The organism is Bacillus sp. FSL K6-1366 (assembly GCF_037976695.1).
Lineage (GTDB): Bacteria > Bacillota > Bacilli > Bacillales > Bacillaceae > Bacillus > Bacillus subtilis.
Genome location: NZ_CP150268.1, coordinates 1,853,520 through 1,865,882, shown reverse-complemented (window position 1 = coordinate 1,865,882; position 12,363 = coordinate 1,853,520). Strand labels below are relative to the sequence as shown.

At 44.8% G+C, this 12,363-nt stretch carries 12 protein-coding genes; 10 read left to right on the top strand and 2 right to left on the bottom strand.

The features are described from left to right. The first annotated feature begins 120 nt into the window (after nucleotides 1-120). From MHI44_RS09775 to bacF, 7 genes are all read left to right on the top strand, one after another. On the top strand, nucleotides 121-1,359 hold the full coding sequence (locus tag MHI44_RS09775; RefSeq protein WP_339203388.1) for an MFS transporter: 1,239 nt from the start codon (nucleotides 121-123) through the stop codon (nucleotides 1,357-1,359). A 151-nt stretch (nucleotides 1,360-1,510) separates the two neighbouring features. Continuing rightward, the gene (gene bacA / locus MHI44_RS09770; protein ID WP_009968341.1) at nucleotides 1,511-2,125 is read left to right on the top strand and encodes a prephenate decarboxylase; all 615 of its coding nucleotides are present in this window, start codon (nucleotides 1,511-1,513) and stop codon (nucleotides 2,123-2,125) included. Next, nucleotides 2,115-2,822 (top strand): 3-((4R)-4-hydroxycyclohexa-1,5-dien-1-yl)-2-oxopropanoate isomerase, encoded by a 708-nt coding sequence (bacB, locus tag MHI44_RS09765; protein WP_003244300.1) that lies wholly within the window; start codon nucleotides 2,115-2,117, stop codon nucleotides 2,820-2,822. Before bacA ends, bacB begins: the two co-directional genes overlap by 11 nt. A gap of 2 nt (nucleotides 2,823-2,824) precedes the next feature. Beyond that, nucleotides 2,825-3,586: a dihydroanticapsin 7-dehydrogenase gene (bacC, locus tag MHI44_RS09760; RefSeq protein WP_033883424.1), complete on the top strand. Its 762-nt coding sequence runs from the start codon at nucleotides 2,825-2,827 to the stop codon at nucleotides 3,584-3,586. Nucleotides 3,587-3,604: 18 nt separating this feature from the next. After that, the gene (bacD, locus tag MHI44_RS09755; protein WP_015250972.1) at nucleotides 3,605-5,023 is read left to right on the top strand and encodes an alanine--anticapsin ligase; all 1,419 of its coding nucleotides are present in this window, start codon (nucleotides 3,605-3,607) and stop codon (nucleotides 5,021-5,023) included. Further along, nucleotides 5,020-6,204, top strand: a complete 1,185-nt coding sequence (gene bacE, locus MHI44_RS09750; protein ID WP_014481236.1) for a bacilysin exporter BacE — start codon at nucleotides 5,020-5,022, stop codon at nucleotides 6,202-6,204. The genes bacD and bacE overlap by 4 nt, the downstream gene beginning before the upstream one ends. After that, the gene (bacF, locus tag MHI44_RS09745) at nucleotides 6,205-7,404 is read left to right on the top strand and encodes a transaminase BacF (protein WP_119899906.1); all 1,200 of its coding nucleotides are present in this window, start codon (nucleotides 6,205-6,207) and stop codon (nucleotides 7,402-7,404) included. 14 nt (nucleotides 7,405-7,418) lie between these two features. Here the strand turns inward: bacF and bacG are convergent, their stop codons facing one another. Both bacG and hemQ read right to left on the bottom strand, forming a co-directional pair. Then, complete coding sequence (gene bacG / locus MHI44_RS09740; RefSeq protein WP_015250974.1) at nucleotides 7,419-8,198, bottom strand: NADPH-dependent reductase BacG; 780 nt, start codon at nucleotides 8,196-8,198, stop codon at nucleotides 7,419-7,421. A 133-nt stretch (nucleotides 8,199-8,331) separates the two neighbouring features. Continuing rightward, nucleotides 8,332-9,096 carry a hydrogen peroxide-dependent heme synthase gene (gene hemQ / locus MHI44_RS09735; protein WP_003242896.1) on the bottom strand — a complete coding sequence of 255 codons (765 nt, stop codon included), beginning with the start codon at nucleotides 9,094-9,096 and terminating at the stop codon, nucleotides 8,332-8,334. Between the two features lie 269 nt (nucleotides 9,097-9,365). Between hemQ and pta the strand changes: the two genes are divergently transcribed. The 3 genes from pta (at nucleotide 9,366) to ywfL (ending at nucleotide 12,276) form a co-directional block, all read left to right on the top strand. Beyond that, nucleotides 9,366-10,337, top strand: coding sequence for a phosphate acetyltransferase (gene pta / locus MHI44_RS09730; RefSeq protein ID WP_003235941.1), 972 nt, complete (start codon nucleotides 9,366-9,368; stop codon nucleotides 10,335-10,337). Between the two features lie 145 nt (nucleotides 10,338-10,482). Continuing rightward, the gene (gene cysL / locus MHI44_RS09725; protein ID WP_029318684.1) at nucleotides 10,483-11,382 is read left to right on the top strand and encodes a cysJI operon transcriptional regulator CysL; all 900 of its coding nucleotides are present in this window, start codon (nucleotides 10,483-10,485) and stop codon (nucleotides 11,380-11,382) included. A 48-nt stretch (nucleotides 11,383-11,430) separates the two neighbouring features. Then, complete coding sequence (gene ywfL / locus MHI44_RS09720; protein WP_003227511.1) at nucleotides 11,431-12,276, top strand: octanoyl-[GcvH]:protein N-octanoyltransferase; 846 nt, start codon at nucleotides 11,431-11,433, stop codon at nucleotides 12,274-12,276. Nucleotides 12,277-12,363: the final 87 nt, after the last annotated feature.

Genomic DNA, 12,363 nt, shown 5'->3' with positions numbered 1-12,363 from the left:
TTAAATGAAAATAATAAAAGTTATAAAGATTTCGTTCGAATTGTAAATAGTGAAAAAACAATGCTAAACTATAATACAACTTTATGATAAGAAGATTATGGAAGAGGTGTTTGAGAAAGAATGAACAGCAATCAAAACAATGACATCAAAACAAAACATCATTTTCCGTTATTGTTGGCACTGGCTTTAACGATGGGGGTATTTGCGGCTGGATCTGAAGAGCTTGTAATCTCACCGCTGCTGCCGGATTTAGCAAAAGCCTTCAGCTCAGATGTCAGCGTCCTTGCATTATCTATCAGTATTTACGGCGTTATGATTTTTATCGGTGCCCCGCTTTTGGTTCCATTAGGCGATAAATACTCCAGAGAACTGAGCTTATTGGCCGGGCTTATGATCTTTATCATAGGAACGGTGATATGCGCTTTGGCTCAAAATATTTTTTTCTTCTTTTTAGGTCGGGCGCTTTCGGGATTGGCTGCGGGAGCGTTTGTTCCGACCGCATACGCGGTTGTCGGTGATCGTGTTCCTTATACATACCGGGGCAAGGTGATGGGACTGATCGTTTCAAGCTGGTCGCTGGCGCTGATTTTCGGAGTGCCGCTCGGATCATTTATCGGCGGCGTCCTGCATTGGAGATGGACGTTTTGGATTTTCGCCTTGATGGGCGTTTTCGTTGTCCTGCTGATTCTCCTTGAAATGCGCCGCCATGCCCAACATAAAAACAGCGGCAAGGAAGAAATAGAAGAGCCCGCAGGAACATTCCGGGATGCGCTGAAAGTCCCTCGTGTACCTGTTTATATCACGATAACCTTCTGTAATATGATTGGTTTTTACGGTATGTATTCCTTTTTAGGCACCTATCTTCAGGACGTTTTTACCGGAGGAAACACGGCTGCGGGCTTATTTATCATGATTTATGGAATCGGGTTTTCCATGAGTGTGATTACAGGAAAGATAGCCGACCGCATCGGAAAAATGCGCTCCCTTTTGATTGCGCTGGGGGTCATCAGCGTTCTGCTGGCGTGTTTACCATATGCGCCGGCGTCTATGTTTCTGTTAATCACCAGCCTATTTATTTGGGGATTAATGCAAAGTTTGACGGTGACGCTGCTCAGCACCATTTTGAGTGACTGCTCAGAGCGTCATCGCGGAAAAGTCATGGTGTTTTACAGCCTCGCCTCGAATCTGGCCGTGACATTAGGTTCTGCTTTAATGGGACCCGTATATGTGGCATACGGCTATGCAGCTGTCGGATTGATTTGCGCCGCCATCACAGTCCTCGGATTTGTGCTCAGTGTATTCGCATATAAAAAGTACGGCAAACTTGAGCAGAAGGCCGATCAGTCCTTATCTCAATAAACAAAGTTTCTAAATTCCTATAATTAAAAACCCTTTTTAAAGGGTTTTTTTGTTTGTATGGGAATAATTATCAATATTTTCAAAAAACATTGACAGTTCAATTGCCGCTGGATAAAATTTACTTAAAATTTTAAAAGATTGGTTGGTGCTCATGATTATATTGGATAATAGCATTCAGACAAAAAAAAGAACTGATTCACTATCCAAACTCATTACAGTCAACACGCTCGGCCCTGAGGGGACAAGCAGTGAGTACGCAGCAAAGCATTTCATTTCCAATTTTACTCTTCTACAAGGGCTGAACAGTAAATTGTCCTTGCACGATACTTTTGAATCATGCATCGAAAGGACGCTCCAAAGCCCGCTGGAATATACCATCGTCCCACATGCTTACGATGGCATTAAGCATTTCTACATGAGGCCGGATTTGCAGCTATTGCAGATCTTCAGGTGCGATACACCGATGTACGGCCTGGCTGTTCGTCCTGATTTTGAATTCAGAGACGATATGCTTGATACATCTGTTATTGTTTCACATCCTTCACCTATTAATTTAATAAAATATTTTACCCGCAAAGATGTTCGTTTCAAACTAGTCAATTCAACCAGTCAAGCCGCAAGAAAAGTCAAAGAAGGTTTGTATGACATTGCCTTAACCAATGAGCTTGCACGGCAAAAGTACGGGCTAACCTTTGTAAAAACATTCAAAAGCATTCCAATGAGCTGGTCATTATTTGGAAAAGGAGACGTTGATGATGAAAACTAAAGAAGATATGCAGGAGCTTTATTTCCCGACACCGAAATTAATTGAATGGGAAAACGGAGTGAGGCAGTATTCAACCGTACGAGGGGATACTGAAGTATTAATGTCTTACGTCCCGCCGCATACCAATGTTGAACCCCATCAGCATAAGGAGGTCCAAATCGGCATGGTCGTTTCTGGCGAGCTGATGATGACTGTCGGAGATGTGACAAGAAAAATGACAGCCTTGGAATCTGCCTATATCGCGCCGCCGCATGTGCCTCACGGGGCAAGAAACGACACAGACCAAGAAGTGATTGCTATTGATATCAAGCGGCTGAAAGCTGATGAAACATATACAAGTCCTGAGGACTACTTTTTGGATATTTTCAAAACAAGAGACCTGCTGCCGGGCATGGAAGTTACGTTCTTTGTTGAGGATTGGGTAGAAATTATGCTTGCCAAAATCCCTGGAAATGGCGGAGAAATGCCTTTCCATAAACATCGGAATGAACAAATCGGCATCTGCATCGGCGGCGGCTATGACATGACGGTCGAAGGCTGCACAGTCGAGATGAAATTCGGCACAGCCTATTTCTGTGAGCCTCGTGAAGATCACGGTGCCATCAACCGTTCTGAAAAAGAATCAAAATCGATTAATATCTTCTTCCCGCCGCGCTACAACAGAGCAAAAGCAAAAAAAATGAAGGCGGATGAATGATCATGAACCTCACCGATAAAACCGTCCTCATAACAGGAGGCGCATCAGGCATTGGTTATGCTGCGGTTCAGGCTTTTTTGGGCCAGCAGGCCAATGTGGTTGTGGCGGATATTGATGAAGCGCAGGGAGAAGCAATGGTACGAAAAGAAAATAATGACAGGCTGCACTTTGTGCAAACGGACATCACAGACGAAGCTGCCTGCCAGCACGCTGTTGCATCGGCGGTTCATACATTTGGCGGGCTCGATGTCTTGATTAATAATGCAGGCATCGAAATCGTGGCGCCTATTCACGAGATGGAGCTCAGCGATTGGAACAAGGTGCTGCAAGTCAATTTGACCGGCATGTTTTTAATGAGCAAACATGCACTCAAGCATATGCTGGCCGCCGGCAAGGGCAACATCATTAATACGTGCTCTGTCGGCGGACTCGTGGCATGGCCTGATATTCCTGCTTATAACGCCAGCAAAGGCGGGGTTTTGCAGCTGACTAAATCAATGGCCGTTGATTATGCGAAGCATCACATTCGCGTGAACTGCGTATGCCCGGGGATCATCGACACACCGCTGAATGAAAAATCATTCCTTGAAAATAATGAAGGCACACTTGAAGAGATCAAAAAAGAAAAGGCGAAGGTAAATCCGCTGCTGAGGCTTGGGAAACCTGAAGAAATCGCAAACGTGATGCTGTTTTTAGCCTCGGATTTATCAAGCTATATGACCGGAAGCGCCATCACCGCAGACGGAGGATACACCGCACAATAGAGAAGGAGTGTTTTACATATGGAGAGAAAAACAGTATTGGTCATCGCTGATCTTGGAGGCTGCCCGCCGCACATGTTTTATAAAAGCGCTGCTGAAAAATATAACCTGGTCAGCTTTATTCCAAGACCTTTTGCAATTACAGCCTCCCATGCAGCATTGATTGAAAAATACTCGGTCGCGGTCGTAAAAGATAAAGACTATTTTAAGAGTTTAGCTGATTTTGAGCATCCTGACTCCATTTATTGGGCGCATGAGGATCATAACAAGCCTGAGGAAGAGGTCGTCGAGCAAATCGTCAAGGTTGCCGAAATGTTTGGGGCGGATGCCATCACAACAAACAATGAATTATTCATTGCTCCGATGGCGAAAGCCTGTGAACGTCTGGGCTTGAGAGGTGCCGGCGTGCAGGCAGCCGAAAATGCCAGAGATAAAAATAAAATGAGGGACGCTTTTAATAAGGCCGGAGTCAAATCGATCAAAAACAAACGAGTCACAACTCTTGAAGATTTCCGTGCTGCTCTTGAAGAGATCGGCACACCTCTTATCTTAAAGCCTACATACTTAGCGAGTTCTATCGGTGTAACGCTGATTACGGACACTGAGACGGCAGAAGATGAATTTAACAGAGTCAATGACTATCTGAAATCAATTAACGTGCCAAAGGCGGTTACGTTTGAAGCGCCGTTTATCGCTGAAGAATTTTTACAGGGTGAGTACGGAGACTGGTATCAAACAGAAGGGTACTCCGACTATATCAGTATAGAAGGCATCATGGCTGACGGTGAGTATTTCCCGATCGCCATTCATGATAAAACGCCGCAAATCGGGTTTACAGAGACATCCCACATTACGCCGTCCATTCTGGATGAAGAGGCAAAAAAGAAAATTGTCGAAGCTGCCAAAAAGGCAAATGAAGGGCTTGGCCTGCAAAATTGCGCAACACATACAGAGGTCAAGCTAATGAAAAACAGAGAACCGGGTTTAATTGAATCGGCAGCCAGATTTGCCGGCTGGAATATGATCCCTAACATTAAAAAGGTTTTCGGCCTTGATATGGCGCAATTATTATTAGATGTCCTCTGTTTCGGAAAAGATGCCGATCTGCCGGACGGATTATTGGATCAAGAGCCTTACTATGTCGCCGACTGCCATTTGTACCCGCAGCATTTCAAACAAAATGGCCAGATTCCAGAAACCGCTGAGGATTTGGTCATTGAAGCGATCGATATTCCGGACGGGCTTTTAAAAGGGGATACTGAAATCGTTTCTTTTTCGGCCGCAGCACCAGGCACTTCAGTTGATTTGACATTGTTTGAAGCTTTCAATTCCATTGCTGCATTTGAACTGAAAGGCAGTAATTCACAGGATGTGGCTGAATCAATCAGACAAATTCAGCAGCATGCGAAGCTGACGGCAAAGTATGTGCTGCCAGTATGAAACAGCTGAAACCCAACTCTAAATACTTGCTTTACGGGCAGGCGCTATCGTTCATGGGAGACTATTGTGTTCTCCCTGCCCTGCTCATTTTGTCTACATATTATCACGATTATTGGGTGACGTCCGGGGTCATCGTGGTCAGAAGCATTCCGATGGTGTTTCAGCCGTTTTTAGGTGTTCTGGTCGACCGGTTAGACAGAATTAAGATCATGCTGTGGACGGATATCATCAGAGGCATCATCTTTTTGGGGCTCACATTTCTTCCAAAAGGCGAGTATCCGCTGATTTTTCTGGCCCTGCTGTTTATTTCTTATGGAAGCGGCGTGTTTTTTAATCCCGCCCGTCTCGCTGTCATGTCGTCCTTGGAATCAGATATTAAAAGCATCAACACGTTATTTGCAAAAGCGACAACCATCTCCATTATCGTCGGGGCGGCTGCCGGAGGGCTCTTTCTGTTAGGCGGATCTGTAGAGCTGGCTGTTGCCTTTAACGGTGTGACATACCTGGTTTCGGCCTTTTTTATCAGCCGCATCAAGCTGCAGTTTGTGCCGATTCAATCTGAAAACATAAAAGAGGCCTTCCAGTCTTTTAAAGAAGGACTCAAAGAAATCAAAACCAATGCATTCGTATTAAACGCCATGTTTACGATGATTACGATGGCTTTGCTGTGGGGAGTTGTGTACAGCTATTTTCCGATTGTCAGCCGCTTTCTGGGTGACGGGGAAATCGGCAACTTTATCCTCACATTCTGCATCGGCTTCGGCGGGTTCATCGGAGCGGCGCTTGTCAGTAAATGGGGCTTTAACAACAATAGAGGCCTGACGTACTTTACCGTTTTATCTATTGTCTCGCTGGCGCTGTTTTTATTTACGCCGATTTTCGCTGTTTCTGTCATCGCGGCGATCCTCTTTTTCATCGCGATGGAATACGGGGAAGTGCTTGCAAAAGTGAAGGTTCAGGAAAATGCGGCAAACCAGATTCAAGGGCGCATTTTTTCAGTGGCCGAAGCGTCTATCGGATTATGCATTTCTATTGGTTCAATGTTCATTAACATCCTAAGCGCTCCGGTCATTATGGGGCTGATTGTCGTGATCGTATGCGGTTTGTTTCTGCATACGAAGCTCGTCAACAAATCGTTTTTGGAACGGGATAACAAAACGGAGCAAAAAGGAGTCTTTTAGATGGAAATAACACCGTCCGATGTCATCAAGACACTTCCAAGGCAAGAGTTTTCTCTCGTTTTTCAAAAGGTAAAGGAAATGGAAAAAACGGGGGCCCATATCATTAATCTCGGACAGGGGAACCCTGACCTTCCCACTCCGCCGCATATTGTGGAGGCTTTGCGGGAGGCTTCTCTGAATCCTTCGTTTCATGGATACGGCCCTTTCAGGGGCTATCCTTTTTTAAAGGAAGCGATCGCTGCTTTCTATAAAAGGGAATACGGAGTGACAATCAATCCTGAAACGGAAGTCGCGCTTTTCGGAGGCGGGAAAGCCGGATTGTATGTGCTGACACAATGCCTGCTCAATCCGGGAGACATCGCTTTAGTCCCGAATCCAGGCTACCCTGAATATTTATCAGGGATTACGATGGCGCGAGCTGAGCTTTACGAAATGCCGCTGTATGAAGAAAATGGCTATCTGCCGGATTTTGAAAAGATTGATCCAGCCGTGCTGGAAAAAGCGAAGCTTATGTTTTTAAACTATCCGAACAACCCCACTGGAGCTGTGGCTGATGCGGCTTTTTATGCAAGAGCTGCTGCTTTTGCGAAAGAGCATAACATCCATTTGATTCATGATTTTGCATACGGGGCGTTTGAATTCGATCAAAAACCGGCCAGCTTTCTTGAGGCAGAGGATGCCAAAATTGTCGGAGCAGAGCTTTATTCATTTTCAAAAACATTTAACATGGCCGGCTGGAGAATGGCGTTTGCGGTTGGGAACGAAAGGATCATTCAGGCCGTCAATGAATTTCAGGATCATGTATTTGTCGGCATGTTCGGCGGGCTGCAGCAGGCAGCGAGTGCGGCGCTTTCTGGAGATCCGGAGCATACGGAATCGTTGAAACGAATTTATAAGGAACGAATTGACTTTTTTACGGCGCTTTGTGAAAAGGAACTGGGCTGGAAGATGGAAAAGCCAAAAGGAACCTTTTACGTATGGGCTGAAATTCCGAATACGTTTGAGACATCTCACCAATTTTCCGATTACTTGCTGGAGCATGCCCATGTCGTAGTCACACCGGGCGAAATTTTTGGAAGCAACGGAAAAAGGCATGTCAGAATCTCAATGGTGTCGAAGCAGGAGGATCTGAGGGAATTTGTCATGCGGATTCAAAAGCTGAACCTGCCGTTCGGGTCATTACAAGAAACATCCCGCTAAAAAGCGGGATGTTTTTATATGCTTTGCATGCTGCCGCCATCAGCGGAAATTTGCTGTCCCGTGATGTAGGAGGCTTCCTCAGAGGCAAGAAACGCGGCGAGCGCTGCGGTTTCTTCGGCTGATCCGACCCGTTTCATCGGAATCCCGGAAGCAATCTGTTCCTCTGCTTTCTGTTTGGATATGCTGTTCTTTTTCATCACATTTTCCACAAATTGATGATAACGGTCTGTAGCGATAAAACCAGGATTCAGACAGTTGACAGTAATGTTGTGAGGAGCAAGCTGGATGGAAATATTTTTACTGGCGTTAATTAAAGCGGCATTCATCATACTGTTTGTGAACATGTTGGCGCCGGGTTCTTTCCACAGATTTCCGACAATGTTGATGATTCTGCCAAACTCGTTTTGTTTCATCAGTGAGGAAGCACGCTTGATAGCGTCAATATAGGCAACGGTCTTTTGAGTGAACGTGGCCGTCATATCGTCTATATTGCAGTTATCAAATGTATCAGGCGCGCCACCCGGGATATTATTAATCAGAACATCAAGCCGTCCGCATTGAGATTCGATTTCCTGAAAAATGCCCGCTCTCGTATGCCGGTCAGACATATCCCCCGCAAGGACAATGACGCTCGCCTCAGGATGCTTGGCCAAAATGTCTTCTTTGACAGATTCAATATTATCCCAATTTCGTGAATTAATGACGAGGGAAAAATGCTGGTCTGCTAATTTCAGAGCGATTGCTTTCCCGATCCCTTGACTGGCTCCCATAACAAATGCGGTTCGTTTTGACAAATCACTGCACCCCTTTGAAAAAATTGGATTATTATCTACATCGTAAGAAAAAACGAAGAAAATAGCAAATTTTATTTAAATTCTGATAAAGGAGGATTGAAAAACTCCCGCCGGATAGGGCGGGAGGGGGATATTATACATATAGGAATTGAGGAAGTGTATCAAGCGAAAGGTGATTGCCGACAAAGAATGAACCAAATTCGCCATAGCGAGCGCTGACTTCGTCAAAACGCATTTCATACACTAACTTCTTGAATTGAAGGACATCATCGCTGAATAATGTAACGCCCCACTCGTAATCGTCAAAGCCGACAGAGCCGGTGATGATCTGTTTGACTTTGCCCGCATAGCTGCGGCCGATTAAACCGTGGCTTCTCATCAAGTTTCTGCGTTCTTCCATTGAAAGCATATACCAGTTGTCGTTGCCGGATCTTCTTTTATCCATTGGATAGAAGCATACATATTTTGATTCCGGCAGTTCAGGGTAAAGGCGAGCGCGCACATGCGGATTTTCATAAGGATCGCCGTCACCGCTTGCCAAGTAGTTGCTCAGCTCTACCACTGATACGTAGGAGTATGCCGGAATGGTGAACTCAGCAAGTCTTGATTTGTTGAATTCAAGCTCAATTTGATTTAATTCTTCCATTGTAGGACGAAGGATCATCAGCATAAAATCAGCTTTTTGGCCGACGATGCTGTAAAGAGTTTGCGATCCTTTTCCTTCTTTTTGGGCTACGCCCCATTTTTCAAGCAACCCAGTGAATTCATGTATGATAGATTGGCGCTCATCACTGGACAGAAGCTTCCAGGAAGCCCAATCCATTGTGCGGAAATCATGAAGCGCATACCAGCCGTCAAGCGTTTTTGCAGCTTCATTCGTCATTTGCTGTTCACTCATTTATCTTCACTCCCATTATCTTTTCATGATTGCCTTCACTATACCATAGTTTATCCGATTCTACTGTGGAGAAACCTTGAACATCCCTTCCGTATAACTCCATCAAAATAGAAGAACCTATAAGGGAAGATTGAGTCACTTAAATTAGTTAGAAAAATAAGATTTTTTTATGAAAGCGCTATAATGGAAGTTGGCTGTTTGAATTTGATTGGAAGAAGAGTATGCTAGTAAAAGAAAGCGTTTTTGTAACTTTTTGAGGAGGTTTTATTGTGGCAGATTTATTTTCAACAGTGCAAGAAAAAGTAGCTGGAAAAGACGTTAAAATTGTATTTCCTGAAGGCTTAGACGAGCGTATTTTAGAAGCGGTCAGCAAGCTTGCAGGAAACAAAGTGCTGAATCCGATTGTGATCGGCAATGAAAATGAGATCCAAGCAAAAGCAAAAGAATTGAACCTTACGCTGGACGGCGTTAAGATTTATGATCCTCATACATATGAAGGCATGGAAGACCTTGTACAAGCATTCGTAGAACGCCGCAAAGGCAAAGCGACAGAAGAACAGGCTCGCAAAGCGTTATTAGACGAGAACTACTTCGGTACAATGCTGGTGTATAAAGGCCTTGCAGACGGACTTGTAAGCGGAGCTGCTCACTCGACAGCTGACACTGTCCGCCCGGCTCTTCAAATCATCAAAACAAAAGAAGGCGTGAAAAAGACTTCAGGCGTGTTCATCATGGCTCGCGGAGAAGAGCAATACGTATTCGCAGATTGCGCGATCAACATTGCGCCTGACAGCCAAGATCTTGCCGAGATTGCGATCGAAAGTGCCAATACGGCAAAAATGTTCGACATTGAGCCTCGCGTGGCAATGCTCAGCTTCTCTACAAAAGGCTCAGCAAAATCTGATGAAACAGAAAAAGTAGCGGATGCAGTGAAAATCGCGAAAGAAAAAGCGCCTGAACTGACACTTGACGGCGAATTCCAATTTGATGCTGCATTTGTTCCATCTGTAGCTGAGAAAAAAGCGCCGGATTCCGAGATCAAAGGGGACGCTAACGTATTCGTATTCCCAAGCCTTGAAGCAGGAAACATCGGCTATAAAATCGCTCAGCGTTTGGGCAACTTTGAAGCTGTAGGACCAATCCTGCAAGGTTTAAATATGCCTGTAAACGACCTTTCAAGAGGATGTAACGCTGAAGATGTTTACAATCTCGCATTAATTACAGCGGCGCAAGCACTGTAATAAAAATGAAGACGATGGCAGCTCTCGACCGAGGGCTGCCTTTTTTGCGCTTCTGTATAGCCTTCTTTACCAAGACGGATGATATGAGTACAATAAAGAAAACTAATCATAACCATATATTTCATTAATGACAGGGGTGGGGTTTTTGTATTACGACGTGCTGAAAACGTTTATAGCGGTGGTAGAAGAAAAAAACTTCACAAAAGCGGCAGAAAAGCTGATGATCTCCCAGCCCAGCGTCAGTCTGCATATCAAAAATCTTGAGAAAGAATTTCAAACGGCTCTTCTGAACAGGTCGCCAAAACACTTTACGACAACGCCGACAGGAGACATTTTATATCAAAGAGCAAAGCAAATGGTGTTTCTCTACGAACAAGCCAAGGCTGAAATCTATGCGCATCATCACTATGTGAAGGGCGAATTGAAAATAGCTGCAAGCTTTACAATTGGTGAGTATATTCTTCCGCCGCTATTGGCCCAGCTGCAAAAGCTGTATCCAGAGCTGAACCTCGATGTCATGATTGGCAATACAGAGGAGGTCAGCGAGCGTGTGCGTATGCTTCAGGCTGATATCGGGCTGATTGAAGGACATACAAACGAGAATGAGCTGGAAATTGAACCGTTCATGGAGGATGAAATGTGCATTGCCGCTCCAAATCAGCATCCGCTCGCCGGGCGGAAAGAGATTTCGATCAGCGATTTGCAGAACGAAGCGTGGGTGACAAGAGAGAAAGGCTCCGGGACGAGAGAATATCTCGATCATGTACTCAGTTCAAATGGACTTCGGCCGAAATCAATGTTCACCATCAGCAGCAATCAAGGTGTAAAGGAAGCGGTGATCAACGGCATGGGACTTTCGGTTCTATCCAGAAGCGTGCTGCATAAGGATTTGATCCACCGCGAAATCTCAATTCTGCATATTAATAATTTCTCGTTAAAGCGCAAGCTGTCTTACATTCATTCTCCTCTCATGGAGAATACAAAAAATAAAGAAATTTTTATTACGATGCTGAAAAGCAATTATCAATCACAGCTGCTGAAATGATATAATAGTTTTCGTTCAATAAGCCTAACATGAAAGGGTTTTACATAGATGGCAAACCAACCGATTGATTTACTGATGCAGCCGAAATGGAGAGTCATTGACCAATCCAGTCTCGGCCCTTTATTTGATGCGAAGCAATCCTTCGCAATGGATGATACGCTATGCATGTCCGTCGGAAAAGGCGTGTCGCCGGCGACAGCGCGTTCATGGGTGCACCACGATACAATTGTCCTTGGAATACAGGATACACGCCTCCCGTTTTTGCAGGATGGTATCTCCTTGCTGGAGAGCGAAGGATACCGTGTGATCGTACGCAATTCCGGCGGTCTTGCCGTCGTATTGGATGACGGTGTTTTAAATATCTCTCTCATATTCGAGGACGAAAAGAAAGGCATCGATATAGACAAAGGATATGAAGCGATGGTCGAGCTGATGAGACGAATGCTGAGACCGTACAACGCAAAGATCGAAGCCTATGAAATTGAAGGGTCTTATTGTCCCGGCAGCTATGACCTCAGTATAAATGGCAAAAAGTTCGCCGGCATCTCTCAGAGACGCGTTCGCGGCGGAGTCGCTGTTCAAATTTATCTCTGTGCAGATAAAAGCGGCAGTGAAAGGGCCGACTTGATCAGACGATTCTATCAAGCGGCGCTGAAAGACAAACAAAACGATAAAAAAGGCGTCTATCCGGAAATACGTCCGGAAACGATGGCGTCCTTAAGTGAGCTTCTGCAAAAAGACATCTCCGTACAAGACTTAATGTTCGCTTTATTGACGGAATTAAAAGCGTTAAGCACCCATCTTTATTCAGCTGGACTGTCCATTGATGAGGAAATGGAATTTGAGAAAAACCTCGTCCGGATGGCTGAGCGGAATGCAAAGGTATTTGGGTGAACGTTCTTCGCATGCCGGCTGTATATGCCGGCATGCATTTTTTATTTCAAGCGGCATTTTACCTCAATAATCTTATTTTCAGATAAG

What these genes read in the sequence shown, in the direction of transcription:
- hemQ (WP_003242896.1), bottom strand. Translation starts at nt 9,096, where the DNA reads ATGAGTGAACAGCAAATGACGAATGAAGCTGCAAAAACGCTTGACGGC.
- ywfL (WP_003227511.1), top strand. Translation starts at nt 11,431, where the DNA reads ATGGCAAACCAACCGATTGATTTACTGATGCAGCCGAAATGGAGAGTC.
- bacF (WP_119899906.1), top strand. Translation starts at nt 6,205, where the DNA reads ATGGAAATAACACCGTCCGATGTCATCAAGACACTTCCAAGGCAAGAG.
- bacE (WP_014481236.1), top strand. Translation starts at nt 5,020, where the DNA reads ATGAAACAGCTGAAACCCAACTCTAAATACTTGCTTTACGGGCAGGCG.
- bacD (WP_015250972.1), top strand. Translation starts at nt 3,605, where the DNA reads ATGGAGAGAAAAACAGTATTGGTCATCGCTGATCTTGGAGGCTGCCCG.
- bacA (WP_009968341.1), top strand. Translation starts at nt 1,511, where the DNA reads ATGATTATATTGGATAATAGCATTCAGACAAAAAAAAGAACTGATTCA.
- bacC (WP_033883424.1), top strand. Translation starts at nt 2,825, where the DNA reads ATGAACCTCACCGATAAAACCGTCCTCATAACAGGAGGCGCATCAGGC.
- bacB (WP_003244300.1), top strand. Translation starts at nt 2,115, where the DNA reads ATGAAAACTAAAGAAGATATGCAGGAGCTTTATTTCCCGACACCGAAA.
- MHI44_RS09775 (WP_339203388.1), top strand. Translation starts at nt 121, where the DNA reads ATGAACAGCAATCAAAACAATGACATCAAAACAAAACATCATTTTCCG.